A 20938-nucleotide genomic window follows, 5' to 3' on the forward strand; every position below is an offset into this window, starting at 1 on the left:
CTTGACCTCAACTACTCGAACCGCCCGGTGCGGACCCGCATGCCGGGTGGTGTGGCAGGGGAGCGGCCTTCACGGCTGTCCCCTATGCCGATTCAAGCGGATTTGATGGGGGGAGAATCGATCCGGCCGGCATGGCGCGAGTGTCGAGGCGGCCTTGCCGGTGATGATCTCTTCGCTGGCCAGGCGGCCGACCACCGCCGCCAGGATCACGCCTGGATGCATGACGCAAACGTAGGCGCCGCTGACGTGGGGGAGGTGGCCGACGATGGGAACGCCATCGGCTGGCATGGGCCGCCACCCCACGCACGCCAGCTCAGTCTCGATAGCCGTTACGCCGTGCAACTCGTGCCCGATGGCTTGGGCGGTGCGTACGGCGATGGCGGCCGGGTGGTTGTCCGGCGTGTCGTCAAGGTAGTCTTCCGCTGCCAGCAAGCTGCCATCCGCGCCTTGCCGCACTTCCATCTGCGGGCTGGAGAGTATGCCCTTTACCAGATCATTTGCTGTCTTGTAGCGGATAAAGATGGCAGGGGAGGCCGTGACGGGCAGTGGTGTATCGAGCATGGCGGCCAGCCTGGCCGTGCCAGTGCCTGCCGCCAGCACCACCATATCGGCTGCGATGGCGCCCGTTGCGGTCTTGACGCCCGTCACTGTGCTTCCCTGAAGCAGGAAGCCCAGTACCGGGGTGTAGGTGAATACTTGCGCCCCATGTGCCTGGGCGCCAGCGAGCAGGGCATGCGTGGCGGCCACCGCATCGAGCGCGCCTTCTGCGGCGGCATGCCAGGCCTGTTCGGGAGGGTGCTTGAGGTTCGGCTCCAGCTTGCGTATCTGCCCGCGCGATACCAGTGTGGCTGGCGGCATCCCGTTTGCCTCGACGCCATATGACAGGGCGCCGCTCCAGCGTATCTGCAAGTCGGGCAGTTCGGCCTGAAGCCGGTGGTATTCCGCGATGGCGGTGCCGCGCAAGTGGGCGATGGGATCGCCTGCGCCATGGGTGGTGTTGAGCCATGCGAAGGAGGTGCCGGTGACGCCGGAGGCGATCTCTCCGGCTTCGAGCACGGTAACTTGCGCGCCCTGGCCGGCCAGGTGGTAGGCCAGCGACGCGCCCACGATGCCTGCGCCGATGACCACGACGCGTTTATTGGAAGCACTTGCCATATCACTCCTGTTCTGTTGTGCCGGCTATGGTACAACATGGCCGATCCTGGAGATTGCCTGCACGCCCATCCCCGATTTTGGTAGGCTGGGGTGCTGAAATTGCAGTTCGTCGCAATCGGCGTGCCTGCCGGGAGCGCCATGTCTATAGTGATCACATCGCGCAACACATTGCGCAGCCACTGACAGCTACCCGAGGAGATCAAGATGAACGTCGCTAAAAACATGGAAGCCATCGTCGTTGCCGCCGCAGTCCTGCTGAGCGCAAGCTGCTACGCCATGGCGCCCGCCGCGCCAGCCTTGCAGGTGGCTAATTCCAGCTACCTTAGCCCTGTTCCTGCCAAGGCGGTGATGCAAATAGTGGTAGTCAAGGCCAAGCGCTTGAGCGCCGCCGAAAAAGCCCGCTTTGCATAACTATTGCTAGCAATATATGGCGCTGCTACAGTAGCCAAAGCATGATGCTGTCATAGCCTGATAAAACAAGATACCAAGGAAGTCATATGAAAAAGATACTCCAGCTGGCACTGCTGTTCCTGGCGGCCTTTGGCCTGCTGCGCAGTGCGGGTGCCGAAACCCGCTTGCTGGAAATGCGCCCCATCGACGCCCGCGTGATGCGGGTCAAGCTCGACGGCGTGATGGAGGTGCGCATCCGCCAGGGCAACGTTCCTTCCTTGAGCATCACGGCCGACAAACGCTATATTGCCGATGTCAGCACGGCCCAGAGCGGCGATACCCTGCACATAGAAACGGAAATCCGCGGCTTCAAGATCAACCCTTCTTCCGTACGCGCCGAGCTGGTCTTGCCGAACTTGCGCGAACTCAGTTCGGAAGGCATGGGCACTACCGATATCACCGGTTTTACGGGCGACGAGATCGTTTTGTCGCTGGAAGGGGCGGGCAGCATCAAGATGGTGGGCGACTATCGCAAGCTGAAGGCCAGCCTGGGGGGCGTGGGCAGCATGCAACTGTGGGTTGGCAACAATGAGCGCGCCGATCTCGACCTGGAAGGCGCCGGTTCGGTGGTGCTGGGCGGGCGTGGCAAGCTGTTGAAAGCCAGCCTCGGTGGCCTGGGCAGCCTGAATGCGCAGCAATTTCAGGCCGAAGCCGTCAATCTCGATTTGAGTGGCCTGGGCAACGCCACCGTGAATGCTACGGTAAATGCCAAGCTGAACCTGAGCGGACTCGGTTCAGTGGTGGTCTACGGCAAGCCAGCCAACCGCGATGTCAGCGTCGATGGCCTTGGTAAAGTTAGCTGGAAGTAAGGGTGTCCTGTACTCGTCAGGATAATAAAAAAGCAGTCAGACTATTCCCCACTCCGATGAAAAAACTGATCATTGCATTATTGCTGCTGTGCGCGATACAGCAGAGCGCGCAGGCCGGCTTCGCTGAAGGCGCCAGTGCTTATAACAACAAGAATTACAGCCTGGCCTACAAGGAAATTTTACCGTTGGCCAAGGCGGGCAATGCCGACGCCGAACATTTGCTGGGCTTGATGTATTACATGGGTCGTGGCTTGCCGCAAGATTACAAGCAAGCCATGTTTTGGCACCGCAAGGCAGCCGACCAGGGCAAGGCCGACGCGCAGTACGTGGTCGGCGCCATGTATTACACGGGCAACGCCGTCCTGCAGGATCACAAGCAGGCCGTGGTCTGGTTTCGCAAGGCCGCCGAGCAAAACCATGCCGAGGCGCAGCAGGTGCTGGGCCTGATGTACCGCTACCATATGGGGGGCGTGCAGCAGGATATCGTCATCGCCTATATGTTGTGGAATCTGGCGGCCGCCAATGGCTCGTCGAATGCGGCCGATCAGCGCGCCGCCGTGTTGCGCATGATGACGCCGGAGCAGGTCGAAGAGGGCCAGACCCTGTCGGCAAAATGGAAGCCGGGCACGCCCTTGCCGCGTACCTCGAAAACCGGCGCTGCCTAGTCGGGGGGAGGGCGCTGCAAGGTGGGGCGGCTTGGCGTACAATCGCTCTTTCCCTTGCCAAGAGAGTCGCCATGCGTGCAGTTGTCATCACCGAGCCCGGTCCCGCCGATGTTTTGCAGATTGCCGAGCGTGCTGCGCCGCAACTGAAGGCGGGGGAGCTGCTGATCAAAGTGCATGCCGCCGGCATCAACCGTCCCGACGTGCTGCAACGCCTGGGCAAGTATGCGCCGCCCGCCGGCGCCTCCGATTTGCCTGGCCTGGAAGTGGCCGGCGAAATCGTCGATGGCGACCTGGCCGGCACGCCCTTCAAGCTCGGCGACCTGGTTTGCGCGCTGGTGCAGGGTGGCGGCTATGCCGAGTATTGCGCGGCCCCGGTCGGCCAGTGCCTGCCTTTGCCCAAGGGCTTGACGGCGCTGGAAGGCGCTTCCTTGCCTGAAAATTTCTTTACCGTCTGGAGCAATGTGTTCGACCGCTGCGCGCTGGCCGACGGTGAAACCTTGCTGGTGCAGGGCGGCACGTCCGGTATCGGCGTGGCAGCGATCCAATTGGCTGCGGCGCTGGGTCATCGCGTGTTCGCCACGGCCGGCAGCGACGACAAGGCGCGCGCCTGCGAGGCCCTGGGCGCCGAACGCGGCATCAATTACCGCACGGAAGATTTCGCCGCCGTCGTCAAGCAATTGACGGGCGGGCGCGGTGTCGATGTGATCCTCGACATGGTCGGTGGCGACTATCTGCCGCGCGAGATCGATTGCCTGGCCGATGATGGCCGCATCGGCGTCATTGCCGTGCAGGGTGGCATCAAGGCGACGCTGGATGTCGGGCAGTTGCTGCGCCGCCGCCTGACCGTCACGGGGTCGACTTTGCGTCCCCGTTCGGTGGCGTTCAAGGCCGCCATTGCCGCGCATTTGCAGGCCACCGTCTGGCCCTTGATCGAGGCAGGCAAGATCAAACCCGTCATTTACAAAACTTTCCCGCTGGACCAGGCCAATCAGGCCCATGCGCTGATGGAATCGAGCACGCATGTGGGCAAGATCATGTTGCAAGTTGCCTGAAACACCGGGCCTCGGTTTGACCGGCAACAGTGGTAGCGTTAGAATGACGGGTTATTAGAATTTAGGCTACTATGCGTCGCAAACTCGTCGTCGGAAATTGGAAGATGAACGGCAGTCGCACCTCGAACGCGGTGTTATTGTCAGAAATAGTAGCTGGCTTGTCCGGCCATGGCGCTGCCAGCGCCGTTTGTGTGCCCGCGCCGTATCTGGCGCAGTGCCAGGCGCAATTGGCAGGCTCAAGCCTGGCCTGGGGCGCGCAAGATGTTTCCGCCCATGCTGGCGGTGCCTACACGGGAGAGATCTCGGCCGCCATGCTGCAGGATTTTGGCTGCAGCTATGTGGTGGTCGGCCATTCCGAACGCCGCGCCTACCATGGCGAAGCGTGCGCTCAGGTGGCGGCCAAGACGGTGGCGGCGCTGGCCGCTGGCATCACGCCCATCGTCTGTGTCGGTGAAACGCTGGAACAGCGCGAAGCAGGGCAGACCGATACCGTGGTGTCGCAGCAATTGAATACCGTGCTGGCAGCCGTCACTGGCGACGATGTGGCGAAGCTGGTGGTGGCGTATGAGCCGGTCTGGGCGATTGGCACCGGCAAGACAGCCACGCCGCAGATGGCGCAAGATGTGCACCAGCTGTTGCGCGCGCAACTGGCAGTCAAGAATGCGGTAGCGGCCGCTGGCGTACAGATCTTGTACGGCGGCAGCATGAAACCGGAGAATGCAAAAGAATTGATGGCCATGCCGGATATTGACGGCGGGCTGATCGGTGGGGCAGCATTGAAGGCGGCGGATTTCCTGGCTATTATTCACGCCGCCGATTGAATTACTTTAAACTAAGAATGGAATTGCAATGAACATGATGTTCAATCTGGTAGTCGTGGTACAGGTTTTGTCCGCTTTGTCGATTATCGCGCTGGTATTGCTGCAGCATGGCAAGGGCGCTGATATGGGCGCCGCCTTCGGTTCCGGCGCGTCCGGCAGCTTGTTCGGTGCAACGGGCTCGTCGAACTTCATGTCGAAGTCGACCGGCGTCGCTGCCGCGATCTTCTTCGGCGCCACCCTGGCGCTGTCGCTGATGGCCAATCAGCGCGCTACCACGGTAGGCGGCGGCGTGATGGATAAAGTCGTCAAGCCAGCGCCAGTGACTGGCGCCGGCGCGATCCCGACCACGGTGCCTGCACCAACAGCTGCGGCGCCAGCAGCGACCGCGCCAGCAGCAGCGGCGCCAGCGGCAAGCACCCCGGCTGGCCAGATTCCAAAGTAATTAACTCAAGTATTCGAGTGTAATTAAGCTGGATAATGGCTTGGAAATATTGAGTAGTATCCGAGAATTGCGAGTGATTCTCATTACGGGCAGATTATTGCTCAATGTTTTAGCAGTGCGGTAGAAAAAAGCATTATCGTGCTGGAAGATGTAAAAATTAATCGTTTTTATCTGTGTTTTGATGCATTTGTGCATTAACTTTAGCAGCAAAGCAGAGTAGAATACGGGCCTTACCGCCGACGTGGTGAAATTGGTAGACACGCTATCTTGAGGGGGTAGTGGCGAAAGCTGTACGAGTTCGAGTCTCGTCGTCGGCACCAGAAATCAGAAGCCAGCAACGGCGCATGAGCCATGGCTCATACAAAGTTGCTGGCTTTTTTTACGAGGATGTGTCGTTCGATCCTGGTCTTAGCTTTGATTGGGGTCGTGCGTTAAATACGCTGCAAGTGATCGCAGCGTCCTCATTTAACCGATCGTTCAACATAAGCGTATCAATCGTGAACCTCGAAAATTACTTCCCCGTCCTGCTGTTTATTCTTGTCGGCCTCGGTGTCGGCATCGCTCCCCAGCTCCTGGGGCGCCTGTTAGGCCCTAACAAGCCTGACGCAGCAAAACTCTCCCCGTACGAATGTGGTTTTGAAGCATTCGAAGACGCGCGCATGAAATTCGATGTGCGCTACTATCTGGTCGCAATCCTGTTTATTTTGTTCGATCTGGAAACGGCATTCTTTTTCCCATGGGGCGTAGCAATGCGCGATCTGGGCTGGGCCGGTTTCGTCACGATGATGGTGTTCATCGCCGAATTCGTGGTCGGATTTTGGTACATTTGGAAGAAAGGTGCCCTTGACTGGGAATAAGCCATGGCTATTGAAGGCGTATTAAGCGAAGGTTTCATCACCACCTCGGCCGACAAGCTGATCAACTGGGCGCGTACCGGGTCGATGTTCCCGATGACGTTCGGTCTGGCCTGCTGTGCGGTTGAAATGATGCACGTGGGCGCTGCCCGTTACGATATGGACCGTTTTGGCGTCGTGTTTCGTCCGTCGCCGCGTCAGTCCGACGTCATGATTGTTGCAGGTACCCTGTGCAACAAGATGGCGCCGGCATTGCGCAAGGTCTACGACCAGATGGCAGAGCCGCGCTGGGTTATCTCGATGGGTTCCTGCGCCAATGGCGGCGGGTACTACCATTACTCCTACTCTGTGGTGCGCGGTTGCGACCGCATCGTGCCCGTTGACGTGTATGTGCCTGGCTGCCCTCCAACAGCTGAAGCACTGCTGTACGGCATCATGCAGTTGCAGAACAAGATCAAGCGTACCAGCACGATCGCACGCTAACCGGGTCGCTTCAGATTATGACTACACATTTAGAAGTATTGCAAAACGCCCTGGGTACTGCCCTGGGCGAACGCGTTAGCACTACCGTTGCGCTGGGTGAAGTCACCTTGGTCGTCAAGGCCGAAGACTACCTGGACGTGATGCAAACGCTGCGCGACGACCCGACCCTGCATTTCGAGCAAATGCTCGACCTGTGCGGCGTGGACTACTCGACCTATGGCGATGGCGCCTGGGATGGCCTGCGTTTCGCGGCCGTTTCGCACCTGCTGTCGGTCAAGCACAACTGGCGCGTGCGCGTCCGCGTCTTTGCGCCGGACGACGACATGCCGCTGCTGCCATCCGTGGTGAACATCTGGCGTTCGGTCAACTGGTATGAGCGCGAAGCGTTCGACCTGCTGGGCATCCTGTTCGAAGGCCATAACGACTTGCGCCGCCTGCTGACCGACTACGGTTTCATCGGCCATCCGTTCCGCAAGGACTTCCCGGTCTCCGGCTATGTCGAGATGCGCTACGATCCGGAACAAAAGCGCGTGATTTACCAGCCCGTGACGATCGAGCCGCGGGAAAACGTGCCGCGCGTGATCCGCGAAGAACATTACGGGATGAAATAATGGCTGAGATTAAGAACTACACCCTGAACTTTGGGCCACAGCATCCGGCCGCGCACGGTGTGCTGCGCCTGGTGCTCGAGCTCGATGGCGAAGTGATACAGCGTGCCGACCCCCATATCGGCCTGCTGCACCGCGCTACCGAGAAACTGGCCGAACAGAAGACCTACTTGCAATCCGTGCCGTACATGGACCGTCTCGACTATGTGTCGATGATGTGCAATGAACATGCTTACGTGATGGCGATCGAAAAGCTGCTGAATGTAGAAGTGCCTTTGCGCGCCCAATACATCCGCGTGATGTTCGATGAAATCACCCGCGTCCTGAACCACCTGATGTGGCTGGGCGCGCATGCGCTGGACGTCGGCGCCATGGGCCCGTTCCTGTATTGCTTCCGCGATCGCGAAGACCTGTTCGACTGCTACGAAGCGGTCTCGGGCGCACGTATGCACGCAGCCTACTACCGTCCGGGCGGCGTGTACCGCGACTTGCCAGATTCGATGCCGCAGCACAAGGCGTCCATCATCCGCAACGCCAAGGCCATCGCCAAGCTCAATGAAAACCGCCAGGGTTCCCTGCTGGACTTCATCGAGGACTTCACGCGCCGTTTCCCGACCTATGTCGACGAATACGAAACCTTGCTGACTGACAACCGTATCTGGAAACAGCGGACCGTCGGCATCGGCGTGGTCTCGCCGGAAGATGCGCTGGCCATGGGCTTTACCGGCGCCATGCTGCGTGGTTCGGGCGTGCAATGGGACTTGCGCAAGCAACAGCCGTACGAAGTGTACGACCTGATGGACTTCGACATTCCTATCGGCACCAACGGCGATTGTTACGACCGCTACCTGGTCCGCGTGGAAGAGCTGCGCCAGTCGAACCGCATCATCAAGCAGTGCGTGGAGTGGCTGCGCAACAATCCAGGTCCTGTCATGACCAGCAACCGCAAGGTAGCGCCTCCGGGCCGCGTCGACATGAAGACCAATATGGAATCGCTGATTCACCACTTCAAGCTGTTTACCGAAGGTTTCCACGTGCCGCCGGGCGAGGCTTACAGCGCCGTCGAGCACCCGAAAGGCGAGTTTGGCATTTACCTGGTGTCCGATGGCGCCAACAAGCCGTACCGCATGAAACTGCGCGCACCAGATTACGCCCACTTGCAGTCGCTGGACGAAATGGCGCGTGGACACATGATTGCCGACGCCGTGACCATCATTGGTACGCAAGATATCGTGTTCGGCAGTATTGACCGCTAAGTCCGAGAGGCAAAAAAGTATGTTGTTATCAGAGCAGTGCTATAAAAAAATCGACCGCGAGCTGGCCAAGTACCCAGGCGACCAGCGTCAGTCGGCCGTGATGGCCGCGCTGGCGCACGCCCAGGATGAACTGGGCTGGCTGTCGCCGGACACCATGAAGGAAATCGCCGACTACATCGGCATGCCGGCTATTGCTGTGCAGGAAGTGGCCACGTTCTACAATATGTACAACACCAAGCCGGTCGGCAAGCACAAGATCACCGTGTGCACCAACCTGCCTTGCGCCCTGTCCGGTGGCGTGCGCGCCGCCGAATACCTGAAGCAGAAGCTGGGTATCGATTTCCGCGAAACCACTGCTGACGGCCAGTTCACCCTGGTGGAAGGCGAGTGCATGGGCGCTTGCGGCGATGCGCCTGTCCTGCTGGTCAGTAATAAAACCATGTGCAGCTGGATGTCGAACGAGAAAATCGACGCCATGCTGGAGGAACTCAAGAAATGACGTCACTCCACAACCGCCATATCGATCCGTTGATCCTGAAGGATCTGGATGGCAAGAACTGGCATTTGCAAGACTATGTGAACCGTGGTGGCTATACGGCCCTGCGGCGTATCCTGGAAGAGAAAATCACGCCGGAACAGATCATTGCCGACCTCAAGGCTTCGTCCTTGCGCGGCCGTGGCGGCGCGGGTTTCCCTACCGGCCTGAAGTGGAGCTTCATGCCACGCCAGTTCCCGGGCCAGAAATACCTCGTCTGCAATACAGATGAAGGCGAACCGGGCACTTTCAAGGACCGCGACATCATTCGTTACAATCCCCATGCGCTGATCGAAGGCATGGCGATTGGCGCTTATGCGATGGGCATCACCGTGGGTTACAACTATATCCACGGCGAAATTTTCCAGGACTACCTGCGTTTCGAAGATGCACTGGAAGAGGCGCGCGCCGCCGGCTTCCTGGGCGACAAGATCATGGGTAGCGAGTTCTCGTTCCAGTTGCACGCACACCATGGTTATGGCGCGTACATCTGCGGCGAAGAAACCGCGCTGCTCGAATCGCTGGAAGGCAAAAAAGGCCAGCCACGCTTCAAGCCGCCTTTCCCTGCCTCGTTTGGCCTGTACGGCAAACCGACCACGATCAACAACACGGAAACCTTCGCGGCCGTGCCATTCGTGCTGAACATTGGCCCAGAGAAATACCTGGCCATGGGCAAGCCGAACAATGGCGGTTCGAAGATCTTCTCGATCTCGGGCGACGTGGAAATGCCGGGCAACTACGAAGTACCGCTGGGTACGCCATTTGCCAAACTGCTGGAACTGGCAGGCGGCATGCGTGGTGGCAAAAAAATCAAAGCCGTTATCCCTGGCGGTTCGTCCGCTCCGGTGATACGCGGTGAAGTCATGATGCAAACCGACCTGGACTACGATTCGATCGCGAAAGCCGGTTCGATGCTCGGTTCGGGCGCTGTCATCGTGATGGACGAAACTCGCTGCATGGTGAAGGCGCTGGAACGCCTTTCCTACTTCTATTTTGAAGAATCGTGCGGCCAGTGTACGCCTTGCCGTGAAGGCACAGGCTGGATGTACCGCATGGTACATCGCATCGAGCAGGGGCAAGGTCGTCCAGACGACCTGGATATGCTCAACTCGATCGCTGACAACATCCAGGGCCGCACTATTTGCGCACTGGGCGATGCAGCGGCTATGCCAGTACGGGCCTTCATTAAGAATTTCCGTGAAGAATTTGAATATCACATCGAGCACAAGCATTGCTTAGTGCCCGCTTACATCTAAGCTGCGTCAGGTAACGATCACCATGGTTGAAATCGAAATAGACGGCAAAAAAGTCGAAGTCCCTGCTGGTAGCATGGTGATGGACGCCGCCAACAAATTGGGAACCTACATTCCGCACTTCTGCTACCACAAGAAATTGTCGATCGCAGCGAACTGCCGCATGTGCCTGGTCGAAGTGGAAAAGGCCCCCAAGCCTTTGCCCGCTTGCGCGACCCCGGTCAGTGCCGGCATGATCGTGCGTTCTGCCAGCGATAAAGCTGTGCAGGCGCAAAAGTCGGTCATGGAATTCTTGTTGATTAACCACCCGCTTGATTGCCCTATCTGCGATCAGGGCGGCGAATGCCAGTTGCAAGACTTGGCAGTCGGCTACGGCAACAGCGGTTCGCGCTATCAGGAAGACAAGCGCGTCGTCAAACCGAAGGAAGCTGGCCCGCTGGTCTCGATGCAAGAGATGGCGCGCTGCATCCAGTGCACCCGCTGCGTACGTTTCGGCCAGGAAGTGGCCGGCGTGATGGAGCTGGGCATGATCGGTCGTGGCGAACACTCCGAAATCGTGTCCTTCGTCGGTCAGACGGTCGATTCCGAAATGTCGGGCAATATGATCGATCTGTGCCCGGTAGGCGCACTGACATCGAAGCCATTCCGCTACAGCGCCCGTACCTGGGAACTGTCGCGCCGCAAATCGGTCAGCCCGCATGACGGCCTGGGCGCCAACCTGATCGTGCAAGTGAAAGCTGGCAAGGTCAAGCGCGTACTGCCGCTGGAAAACGACGACGTCAACGAGTGCTGGATTTCCGACAAGGACCGTTTCTCGTACGAAGCGCTGGACAGTGCCGAACGCCTGACTTCCCCTATGCTGAAACAAGGCAATGAGTGGAAAGAAGTCGATTGGCAGACCGCGCTGGAATACGTGGCCCACGGCCTGAAAAACATCAAGCACGAACACGGCGCTGACGCTATCGCCGCGGTCGCTACGGCGCATTCGACGGTGGAAGAACTGGTCTTGCTGCAAAAAGTTGCGCACGGCCTCGGTTCCGACAACGTCGACTTCCGCCTGCGCCAGCTTGACTTCGCGCTGGACGCGAACGTCAAGCCATGGCTGGGCATGCCGATCAATGACTTCGGCCAGATCAAGCGCGCCTTTGTGATCGGCTCCTTCCTGCGCAAGGATCACCCATTGCTGGCAACGCGTCTGCGCGCTGCAGTAAAAGCCGGCGGCAAGCTGTCGATCCTGCACGCATCCGACGATGATCAACTGATCACCATCGCCAACAAGATGATCGTGGCCCCAAGCGATTGGCTGGCTGCCTTGTCGGAAGTGGTGGTAGCGGTTGCCAAAGCGAAAGAAATCGCTGCGCCAAATGGTTTCGAAGCGATTACCGCCTCGGACGTGGCCGTCAACATTGCCGCCAGCCTGATGGCTGGCGACCATGGCGCCGTGCTGCTGGGTAACGCGGCAACGCAACACCCGCAAGCGTCGCAACTGCACGCTGCCGCACAATGGATCGCCGAACAGACTGGCGCCACCCTGGGCTACCTGACCGAAGCGGCCAACACCGTCGGCGCGCACCTGGTGGTCAAGCCACGCGCCAACGCACAAGCCGTGTTCGCAGCGCCGAAGAAAGCCTACGTGCTGCTGCACGCCGAGCCGGAACTCGATGCTGCCAATCCACAAGCGGCCCGCGCCGCGCTGGACAAAGCTGAAATGGTGGTGGCCATGTCGGCCTTCAAGCACGGCATGGAGTACGCCGACGTCTTGCTGCCGATCGCGCCATTCGCTGAAACCTCGGGCACCTTCGTGAACTGCGAAGGCCGCGCGCAAAGTTTCAACGGCACCGTGAAACCGCTGGCGGAAACCCGTCCAGCCTGGAAAGTGCTGCGCGTACTGGGCAACATCCTGGGCCTGGCCGGTTTCGACTACGACACGTCCGAAGCGATCCGCGACGAAGCCTTTGGCGCTGGCGTGACCGACCTGTCGGCACAGCTGTCCAATACCGCCAGGAACGCTGCCGAAGCGGCCACGTATGCACCGGCTTCGCCTGCGCTGCAACGTATCGCTGACGTGCCGATCTATTTCGCCGATGCACTGGTACGCCGTTCCGAGCCATTGCAACGCACGGTCGATGGCGCTGCGCCACAAGCCCACCTGTCCGCCGAGCTGGCTGGCAAGCTGGGTATCAAGGCAGGCGACAAGGTCAAAGTGGCGCAAGGCTCCGGCAGCGCCATCCTGGTGGCGGCTATTCACGCCGGCCTGCCAGCCAATGTGGTCAAAGTGTCGGCGGCGCATGCCTCGACCGCCCAGCTTGGCGGCATGTTCGGTGACATCACAGTTGAAACAGCAGAGGGGAAAATCTGATGGCTCTGCCTGAATTTGTAAACGTCATCAACAGTACCGGTCATGATCTGCTGGGCACTGCCTGGCCGTTCTTCTGGACGTTGATCAAGATCCTGTGCGTGCTGCTGCCGCTGATGGGTCTGGTTGCCTACGCTACCTTGTGGGAGCGCAAGCTGATCGGCTGGATCCAGATCCGCGTCGGTCCTAACCGCGTGGGCCCGCTGGGCTTGCTGCAACCGATCGCCGATGCACTGAAACTCTTGTTCAAAGAGATCATCATCCCGGCCAAGTCGGCCAAGGGCCTCTTCGTGATCGGCCCGATCATGACCATCATGCCGGCCCTGGCGGCCTGGTCGGTGGTCCCGTTCGGCCCGGAAGCAGTGTTGGCAAACGTCAACGCCGGCTTGCTGCTGTTGCTGGCAATCACTTCGATGGAAGTCTACGGCATCATCATCGCCGGCTGGGCGTCGAACTCGAAGTACTCGTTCATGGGCGCCATGCGCGCTTCGGCACAGATGATCTCGTATGAAATCCCGATGGGTTTCGTGATGGTGATCGTGCTGATGGTGTCGGGCAGCCTGAACTTCATCGATATCGTGGGCGGCCAGCAAATCGGCTTCTTCGCGGACAAGGGCGTCAACTTCCTGTCGTGGAACTGGCTGCCGCTGCTGCCGATGTTCGTCATCTACCTGGTGTCGGGCCTGGCTGAAGCCAACCGTCACCCATTCGACGTTGTCGAAGGCGAGTCGGAAATCGTCGCCGGTCACATGGTCGAATACTCGGGCATGGCTTACGCCATGTTCATGCTGGCCGAATACGCCAACATGATTTTGATCGGCGCCCTGGGCTCGATCATGTTCCTGGGCGGCTGGTCCGCACCGTTCAAGTTCCTGGAATTCTGGGGCGGTTTTGGCGGTTTCTTCTGGTTGTTTGCAAAAACATTCTTCATCGTTTCGGTGTTTGTCTGGGTACGCGGTACTTTCCCACGCTACCGTTATGACCAGATCATGCGCCTGGGCTGGAAAGTGTTTATCCCCTTGACGCTGGTCTACCTGGTCTTCGTCGCTGCCTGGATGCAGACATCCTGGAATATTTGGAAGTAAGAGAGTGCATACGAATGGATAAGGTTAAAGATTTCTTCAGCAGCCTCTTGTTAGGCGAGCTGATCAAGGGCATGGCGCTGACAGGCAAGTACATGTTTTCGCGCAAGATCACGGTGCAATTCCCGGAAGAGAAGACCCCGATCTCGCCGCGTTTCCGTGGCTTGCACGCACTGCGCCGCTACCCGAACGGCGAAGAACGTTGCATCGCCTGCAAACTGTGCGAAGCAGTTTGCCCGGCGATGGCCATCACGATCGAATCGGAACAGCGTGAAGACGGCTCGCGCCGCACCACGCGTTACGATATTGATTTGACCAAGTGCATCTTCTGCGGTTTCTGCGAAGAGTCGTGCCCGGTTGATTCCATCGTCGAGACGCAAATCCTGGAATACCACGGCGAGAAACGCGGTGATTTGTATTACACGAAAGAGATGTTGCTGGCCGTAGGTGATCGTTATGAAAATGACATCGCCGCTGCGCGCGCCGCCGACGCACCTTATCGCTGATGGATGCGCCGCAGCCTACGGGCTGCGGCGCGCCCCTCGTTCATCTGTACGTCTATTGGGTTTTTTATGGACTTTAAAACAATTTTGTTTTACGCCTTCTCGCTGATTCTGATCATAGCGGCGACGCGCGTTATCACGGCCCGTAATCCGGTCCACGCAGTACTGTTTTTGGTGCTGTCCTTTTTTTCCGCGGCAGGCATCTGGATGCTGCTGCAAGCTGAATTCCTGGCCATCGTGCTGGTATTGGTGTATGTCGGCGCCGTGATGGTGCTGTTCCTCTTCGTGGTCATGATGCTCGATATCAATATCGACCGCATGCGTGTAGGTTTCTGGGGCTATCTGCCATTGGCTGCCACCGTCGGCGCGATCATCGTGCTGGAAATGGCCGCTGTGTTGTGGCACGGTTTCCGCGACTTCGCACCGAACGTGGTTGCTGAAGGCGTGAACCTGGGCGGCACCAAGGAACTGGGCATGCTGATCTACACGAAATACGTGTTCGCATTTGAAATCGCTGCCGTCGTGCTGCTGGTGGCCATCGTTGCCGCAGTGGCGCTGACCCTGCGCAAACGCAAGGACACCAAGCATTTCGCACCTGGCGATGCAGTGCGCGTCAAGCGCAATGACCGCCTGAAGATCATCAAGATGGACCCGGTTGTCGAGCGTCCAGCAGCTGAGCCAGAAGTCAAGGAGGCACCATGATATTAACGCTGACACATTATTTGGTCCTGGGCGCGATCCTGTTCGCAATCTCGATCGTCGGGATTTTCCTGAACCGCAAGAACATCATCGTATTGCTGATGGCAATCGAATTGATGCTGCTGGCGGTGAATATGAATTTCATCGCGTTTTCCCATTACCTGGGTGACGCGGCCGGTCAGATCTTCGTTTTCTTCATCCTGACGGTTGCCGCCGCTGAGTCGGCTATCGGTCTGGCTATTCTGGTGGTGATGTTCCGTAATCTGGATACCATCAACGTCGAAGACCTGGACAGCCTCAAAGGCTGATGTTTTTCAGACTCGATCTCTCGAATAATAACGATTAAGGTTCATCATGGCGGGGCAACTCCTCAACCCTAACCTCCTTCTTGCCGTACCGCTGGCGCCGCTAGCCGGTGCCGCGATTGCAGGTTTGCTTGGCACCCAGTTCCTGGGTAATTTGGTCGGTCGCAAGACGTCGCATACCGCGACGATCCTGGGCGTACTGATTGCATTCATCCTGTCCGTGCACACGTTGCTGGCAGTGGTGGATGGCGCGACATTCAATGGCACGATCTATAACTGGATGACGATCGGCACCCTGAAGATGGAAGTGGGCTTCCAGATCGATTCGCTGTCGGCGATGATGATGTGCGTGGTCACTTTCGTCTCCCTGATGGTGCACATCTACACGATCGGCTACATGAAGGATGACGAAGGCTACAACCGCTTCTTCTCCTACATCTCGCTGTTCACGTTCTCGATGCTGATGCTGGTGATGGCCAACAACTTCCTGCAACTGTTCTTCGGTTGGGAAGCCGTGGGTCTGGTGTCTTACCTGCTGATCGGTTTCTGGTACCAGCGTCCGACGGCCATCGTGGCCAACATGAAGGCGTTCCTCGTCAACCGCGTGGGCGACTTCGGCTTCATCCTGGGCATCGGCCTGCTGCTGGCGTTTGCCGGCACCATGAACTATCAAGAAGTGTTCGCCAAGAAAGACGCACTGGCATTGCTGACCTTGCCAGGTACCGACTGGGCGCTGCTGACGGTAGCCTGCATCTGCCTGTTCATCGGCGCGATGGGCAAGTCGGCGCAATTCCCGCTGCACGTCTGGCTGCCAGACTCGATGGAAGGTCCGACCCCGATTTCGGCACTGATCCACGCCGCGACGATGGTGACGGCTGGTATCTTCATGGTCTCGCGCATGTCGCCGCTGTTTGAATTGTCCGACACGGCACTGTCCTTCATCCTGGTGATCGGTTCCATCACGGCACTGTTCATGGGTTTCCTGGGCATCATCCAGAACGACATCAAGCGCGTGGTGGCTTACTCGACCCTGTCGCAGCTGGGCTACATGACCGTGGCGCTGGGTTCGTCCGCCTACTCGGTGGCCGTATTCCACCTGATGACACACGCATTCTTCAAGGCACTGCTGTTCCTGGGCGCCGGTTCGGTCATCATCGGCATGCACCACGATCAAGACATCCGCAACATGGGTGGCCTGCGTAAATACATGCCGATTACCTGGATCACTTCCCTGATCGGTTCGCTGGCCCTGATCGGCACGCCATTGTTCTCGGGTTTCTACTCGAAGGACAGCATCATCGAAGCCGTCGAAGCGACGCATATCTGGGGTGCTGGCTTTGCCCAGTTCGCCGTATTGGCTGGTGTGTTCGTGACCGCCTTCTACTCCTTCCGTATGTATTTCCTGGTCTTCCATGGCAAGGAACGTTTCGGCCAGGCACATGCACATGCACATGATGCACACGCGCATGACGACCACCACGCAGCCAAGGCTGCCCACGATGACCACGCCCATGACGACCATCATGAAGAAGAGGAAGAAGACGACCACGCGCACCACGGTCTGGCGCCTGGCCAGAAGCCGCATGAATCCCCATTCGTGGTGTGGTTCCCGCTGGTGATGCTGGCGATTCCTTCGCTGCTCGTCGGTTACCTGACCATCGGCCCGATGCTGCATGGCGATTTCTTCAAGGGCGTGATCTTTGTCGGTGAAAATCATCCGGCAATGGAAGAGCTGTCGCATGAATTCCATGGCGCGCTGGCAATGGCGCTGCACGGTCTGACGACTGCACCGTTCTGGCTGGCCCTGTCCGGCGTGGTCGCTGCCTACTACTGCTATATGGTCAACCCGCGCGTACCGGCCTGGTTCTTTGCGAAATTCAAGGCGATTCATACCTTGCTGGACAATAAGTACTACATGGACAAGTTCAATGAAGTTGTGTTCGCCGGCGGTGCCCGTTTGCTGGGTAACGGCCTGTGGAACTTCGGTGACAAGAAGCTGATCGATGGCCTGCTGGTCAACGGTAGCGCCAAGCTGGTTGGCTGGCTGTCCTCGCTGTCGCGCGGTCTGCAAACCGGTTACATCTATCACTATGCATTCGTGATGATCCTGGGCGTGCTGGGCTTCCTGATCTATTTCCTGCCAGTTTGGCCTGCCAAGTAAGCTGACCTGATAAAAGAATACTGAGAACCATGATGCAGTCTACGATTTCTACCCTACCTCCTTACCTGAGTCTCTCGATCTGGGTGCCGATTATTTGCGGCGTCCTGGTCCTGGCTCTCGGCCGTGACAGCAAAGCGGGTTTTACCCGCTGGCTGGCACTGGCTGGCTCGGTGCTCAGCATGCTGTGCACCTTGCCGCTGATCCAGCATTTCGACAACGCCGCACATGGCATGCAATTCGTTGAAAAAGCACCGTGGATACAAACCTTCAATATCTGGTACTCGCTGGGTATCGACGGCCTGTCGCTGTGGTTCGTGCCGCTGACGGCCTTCATCACGGTGATCGTGGTGATCTCCGCCTGGCAAGTGATCGAGAAGCGCATCGCCCAGTACATGGGTGCGTTTTTGATCCTGTCGGGCCTGATGATCGGCGTGTTCTGCGCGCTGGACGGCTTGCTGTTCTACTTCTTCTTTGAAGCAACCCTGATCCCGATGTTCATCATCATCGGTATCTGGGGTGGCGCCAACCGTGTGTACGCCTCGTTCAAGTTTTTCCTGTACACCTTCTTCGGTTCGCTGCTGACCCTGGTTGCCATCATCTACCTGCGCACCGTGTCGGGCACCTTTGATATCCTGGCCTGGCACGCATTCAAGCTGACCTTGCACGAACAGATCTTCATCTTCCTGGCCTTCCTGATGGCGTTTGCCGTCAAGGTGCCGATGTTCCCGGTTCACACCTGGTTGCCAGACGTCCACGTCGAAGCGCCTACCGGCGGCTCGGCCGTCCTGGCCGCGATCATGCTGAAACTGGGTGCTTACGGCTTCCTGCGTTTCTCCTTGCCTATCACGCCTGATGCTGCGCACTACCTGTCCGGTTTCATGATCACCCTGTCGCTGATCGCCGTGATCTACATCGGCCTGGTGGCACTGGTGCAAACCGACATGAAAAAACTGGTCGCCTATTCGTCGATCGCGCACATGGGTTTCGTCACCCTGGGCTTCTTCATGTTCAACGACATCTCGGTGCAGGGCGGTATCGTGCAGATGGTGTCGCACGGCTTTATCTCCGGCGCGATGTTCCTGTGCATCGGCGTGCTGTATGACCGCATGCATACCCGTAATATCGCCGACTACGGTGGTGTCGTGAACCGCATGCCTAAATTTGCCGCCTTCTTCGTGCTGTTCTCGATGGCGAACTGCGGCTTGCCAGCGACCTCCGGTTTCGTGGGCGAGTTCATGGTGATCCTGGGCGCGGTGCAATTCAACTTCTGGATTGGTTTGCTGGCTGCAACGGCACTGATCTGGGGCGCTGCTTACTCGCTGTGGATGGCCAAACGCGTGGTGTTCGGCAAGATCAAGAACAAGCATGTGGCTGAACTGACCGACATCAACAAACGTGAATTCTTCATGCTTGCTGTGCTGGCCATCGCCGTGCTCGTGATGGGTCTGTACCCAGCCCCGTTCACCGACACGATGCAGACTTCGGTCGCTGACCTGCTCCAGCATGTCGCCGCCGGCAAGCTGACGCCTTAAATACGAAGACCGATAACATGACTAATGCACCTAATCTGGTACCGCTGTACGCGGAAATCTTTCTGCTGATTGCCACCTCGGCCATCTTGCTGATCGATATGTTCTTGCCTGCGGCGAAGCGTAACTACACATATGCGCTGTCGCTGCTGACCCTGGCAGGCTGCGCCTTCCTGACCGTGGGCGATTTCAACGCCGGCACCACCGTCTACACGTTCAATAATATGTTCGTGGCAGACCCGATGTCGCACCTGCTGAAACTGTTCTCCTACGGCGCCGTGGCGCTGACCTTGATCTACTCGCGCAGCTATGCTACCGACCGCACCATGCTGTCGGGTAACCTGGGCGGCGAGTTCTACGTGCTGGCCCTGTTTGCACTGCTGGGCCAGATGATCATGATCTCGGCCAACAGCTTCCTGATCATCTACCTGGGTCTGGAACTGATGTCGCTGTCGCTGTACGCACTGATCGCGCTGCGCCGTGACAACGCCAAGGCCACGGAAGCGGCCATGAAGTACTTCATCCTGGGCGCCCTGGCATCCGGTTTCATGTTGTACGGTATCTCGATGCTGTACGGCGCCACCGGTACGCTGGACCTGGGCCTGGTACGTGCAGCACTGGAAAACGGTACTGCCAACGGCACCATCATGGTCTTCGGCCTGGTGTTCCTGGTTGCCGGCCTGGCCTTCAAACTGGGCGTCGTGCCATTCCACATGTGGGTGCCTGACGTGTATCAAGGTTCGCCGACTGCCGTGACCCTGCTGCTGGGCGCGGCGCCGAAACTGGCTGCGTTCGCCATCACCCTGCGTTTGCTGGTGGAAGGCTTGCTGCCGATGGCGCACGACTGGCAACAGATGCTGCTGATCCTGGCGGTCCTGTCGCTGGCGATTGGTAACTTCACTGCGATCGCACAAACCAATCTGAAGCGGATGTTGGCGTACTCGACCATCGCGCAAATGGGCTTCGTGCTGCTGGGCCTGATGGCTGGCACAGTTGCCGGTCCGGACAACACCCTGAACGCTACCGGCGCTGCCGCCGCCTACGGTTCGGCCATGTATTATGTGGTGACCTATGTGTTTACCACCCTGGGTACTTTTGGCGTGATCATGCTGCTGGCCCGCAACGGCTTCGAAGCAGAAGAACTGGCTGACTTCAAGGGCCTGGGCAAACGCAGCCCGGTGTTCGCACTGGTGATGACGGCCTTCATGTTCTCGCTGGCTGGCGTGCCGCCGCTGATGGGCTTCATGGCCAAGTACTCGGTTCTGGCCTCGGTGCTGGCGACCGGCCAGATCTGGCTGACCGTGGTTGCCGTGCTGTTCTCGCTGATCGGTGCTTTCTACTACCTGCGCGTCGTCAAGATGATGTGGTTCGATGAGCCTACCGACAACAATCCGCTGGTGGTGCATGGCGACATGCGCGTCGTGCTGATCCTGAACGGCGTGCTGGTACTGGTGCTGGGCGCCTTGCCTGAAGGTCTGCTGGCTGCTTGCGCTACGGCCATCAGCAAGACCCTGGCGTCCTGATCGATGGATGTCAACGCTTCCAGCTGGCTGGTGATCGTCCTGGGCATCCTGGCCGCCAACCTGCCTTTCTTTAACGAGAAACTGCTGGCGTTTGTGCCGCTGAAAAAAGCGGCGCAAGCGGAGCAGGGCTGGCGCAAGCCGCTGGGCCTGCGCCTGCTGGAAATGGTGGCGCTGTACTTCATCGTCGGCGCCGTCGCCTTCACGCTGGAATCGCGCATCGGCAATGGCTTCCCGCAAACCTGGGAGTTTTATGCCATTACCGGCTGTCTCTTCCTGGTGCTGGCCTTTCCAGGCTTTGTGATGAAATACCTGCGCAAACGCCGCTAGCAACATCCCTTTAAACGGCGCCTCTGGCGCCGTTTTTTATTGAACCTGAGGAATGCATGGATACGAGCAT

General features: G+C 58.6%; 22 protein-coding genes and 1 tRNA gene. 22 read left to right on the top strand and 1 reads right to left on the bottom strand.

The annotated features are described in order from the left end of the window. Positions 1–69 precede the first annotated feature (69 nt). Entirely contained in the window at positions 70–1155 is a 1086-nt protein-coding gene (locus HDE72_RS26535) for an NAD(P)/FAD-dependent oxidoreductase (RefSeq protein WP_183748364.1), read from the bottom strand. A 204-nt stretch (positions 1156–1359) separates the two neighbouring features. On the opposite strand from HDE72_RS26535, the gene HDE72_RS26540 reads away from it, so the two are divergent. The 22 genes from HDE72_RS26540 to HDE72_RS26645 all read left to right on the top strand — a co-directional run bounded on the left by HDE72_RS26540 (position 1360) and on the right by HDE72_RS26645 (position 20868). Further along, positions 1360–1566, top strand: a complete 207-nt coding sequence (locus tag HDE72_RS26540; RefSeq protein WP_183748366.1) for a hypothetical protein — start codon at positions 1360–1362, stop codon at positions 1564–1566. A gap of 86 nt (positions 1567–1652) precedes the next feature. Further along, complete coding sequence (locus HDE72_RS26545) at positions 1653–2414, top strand: GIN domain-containing protein (protein WP_183748368.1); 762 nt, start codon at positions 1653–1655, stop codon at positions 2412–2414. Positions 2415–2470: 56 nt separating this feature from the next. Beyond that, positions 2471–3079 carry a tetratricopeptide repeat protein gene (locus tag HDE72_RS26550; RefSeq protein WP_183748370.1) on the top strand — a complete coding sequence of 203 codons (609 nt, stop codon included), beginning with the start codon at positions 2471–2473 and terminating at the stop codon, positions 3077–3079. A gap of 71 nt (positions 3080–3150) precedes the next feature. Next, positions 3151–4131 carry an NAD(P)H-quinone oxidoreductase gene (locus HDE72_RS26555; protein ID WP_183748372.1) on the top strand — a complete coding sequence of 327 codons (981 nt, stop codon included), beginning with the start codon at positions 3151–3153 and terminating at the stop codon, positions 4129–4131. 71 nt (positions 4132–4202) lie between these two features. Then, positions 4203–4952, top strand: coding sequence for a triose-phosphate isomerase (gene tpiA, locus HDE72_RS26560; protein ID WP_183748375.1), 750 nt, complete (start codon positions 4203–4205; stop codon positions 4950–4952). 28 nt (positions 4953–4980) lie between these two features. Then, positions 4981–5394, top strand: coding sequence for a preprotein translocase subunit SecG (gene secG, locus HDE72_RS26565; RefSeq protein ID WP_183748377.1), 414 nt, complete (start codon positions 4981–4983; stop codon positions 5392–5394). Positions 5395–5629: 235 nt separating this feature from the next. Continuing rightward, positions 5630–5714 (top strand) — tRNA-Leu (locus HDE72_RS26570). 177 nt (positions 5715–5891) lie between these two features. Continuing rightward, complete coding sequence (locus HDE72_RS26575) at positions 5892–6251, top strand: NADH-quinone oxidoreductase subunit A (RefSeq protein WP_071326314.1); 360 nt, start codon at positions 5892–5894, stop codon at positions 6249–6251. Between the two features lie 3 nt (positions 6252–6254). Then, positions 6255–6731, top strand: coding sequence for a NuoB/complex I 20 kDa subunit family protein (locus HDE72_RS26580; protein WP_010399733.1), 477 nt, complete (start codon positions 6255–6257; stop codon positions 6729–6731). A gap of 17 nt (positions 6732–6748) precedes the next feature. Continuing rightward, the gene (locus HDE72_RS26585; protein ID WP_183748379.1) at positions 6749–7342 is read left to right on the top strand and encodes an NADH-quinone oxidoreductase subunit C; all 594 of its coding nucleotides are present in this window, start codon (positions 6749–6751) and stop codon (positions 7340–7342) included. Continuing rightward, on the top strand, positions 7342–8595 hold the full coding sequence (locus HDE72_RS26590; protein WP_183748381.1) for an NADH-quinone oxidoreductase subunit D: 1254 nt from the start codon (positions 7342–7344) through the stop codon (positions 8593–8595). The genes HDE72_RS26585 and HDE72_RS26590 overlap by 1 nt, the downstream gene beginning before the upstream one ends. A 19-nt stretch (positions 8596–8614) precedes the next feature. Further along, positions 8615–9094, top strand: a complete 480-nt coding sequence (nuoE, locus tag HDE72_RS26595) for an NADH-quinone oxidoreductase subunit NuoE (protein WP_183748384.1) — start codon at positions 8615–8617, stop codon at positions 9092–9094. Further along, positions 9091–10386: an NADH-quinone oxidoreductase subunit NuoF gene (gene nuoF, locus HDE72_RS26600; RefSeq protein ID WP_183748386.1), complete on the top strand. Its 1296-nt coding sequence runs from the start codon at positions 9091–9093 to the stop codon at positions 10384–10386. The genes nuoE and nuoF overlap by 4 nt, the downstream gene beginning before the upstream one ends. A gap of 22 nt (positions 10387–10408) precedes the next feature. After that, positions 10409–12742, top strand: coding sequence for an NADH-quinone oxidoreductase subunit NuoG (gene nuoG / locus HDE72_RS26605; protein ID WP_183748388.1), 2334 nt, complete (start codon positions 10409–10411; stop codon positions 12740–12742). Then, positions 12742–13824 (top strand): NADH-quinone oxidoreductase subunit NuoH, encoded by a 1083-nt coding sequence (gene nuoH, locus HDE72_RS26610; RefSeq protein ID WP_183748390.1) that lies wholly within the window; start codon positions 12742–12744, stop codon positions 13822–13824. Before nuoG ends, nuoH begins: the two co-directional genes overlap by 1 nt. 14 nt (positions 13825–13838) lie before the next feature. Further along, positions 13839–14327 carry an NADH-quinone oxidoreductase subunit NuoI gene (gene nuoI / locus HDE72_RS26615; RefSeq protein ID WP_183748392.1) on the top strand — a complete coding sequence of 163 codons (489 nt, stop codon included), beginning with the start codon at positions 13839–13841 and terminating at the stop codon, positions 14325–14327. Between the two features lie 66 nt (positions 14328–14393). Further along, a complete protein-coding gene (locus HDE72_RS26620) occupies positions 14394–15026 on the top strand; it encodes an NADH-quinone oxidoreductase subunit J (protein ID WP_183748394.1) in 633 nt (210 codons plus the stop codon). Next, entirely contained in the window at positions 15026–15331 is a 306-nt protein-coding gene (nuoK, locus tag HDE72_RS26625; protein WP_183676647.1) for an NADH-quinone oxidoreductase subunit NuoK, read from the top strand. Before HDE72_RS26620 ends, nuoK begins: the two co-directional genes overlap by 1 nt. A gap of 46 nt (positions 15332–15377) precedes the next feature. Further along, positions 15378–17489 (top strand): NADH-quinone oxidoreductase subunit L, encoded by a 2112-nt coding sequence (gene nuoL / locus HDE72_RS26630; protein ID WP_183748396.1) that lies wholly within the window; start codon positions 15378–15380, stop codon positions 17487–17489. A gap of 29 nt (positions 17490–17518) precedes the next feature. Continuing rightward, positions 17519–19021 (top strand): NADH-quinone oxidoreductase subunit M, encoded by a 1503-nt coding sequence (locus HDE72_RS26635; RefSeq protein WP_183748398.1) that lies wholly within the window; start codon positions 17519–17521, stop codon positions 19019–19021. Positions 19022–19038: 17 nt separating this feature from the next. Next, positions 19039–20541: an NADH-quinone oxidoreductase subunit NuoN gene (nuoN, locus tag HDE72_RS26640; RefSeq protein ID WP_183748400.1), complete on the top strand. Its 1503-nt coding sequence runs from the start codon at positions 19039–19041 to the stop codon at positions 20539–20541. Positions 20542–20544: 3 nt separating this feature from the next. Then, positions 20545–20868: a DUF2818 family protein gene (locus HDE72_RS26645; protein WP_183748402.1), complete on the top strand. Its 324-nt coding sequence runs from the start codon at positions 20545–20547 to the stop codon at positions 20866–20868. Positions 20869–20938 lie beyond the last annotated feature (70 nt).

Source organism: Janthinobacterium saanense, from assembly GCF_014200675.1.
Classification (GTDB): domain Bacteria; phylum Pseudomonadota; class Gammaproteobacteria; order Burkholderiales; family Burkholderiaceae_D; genus Janthinobacterium.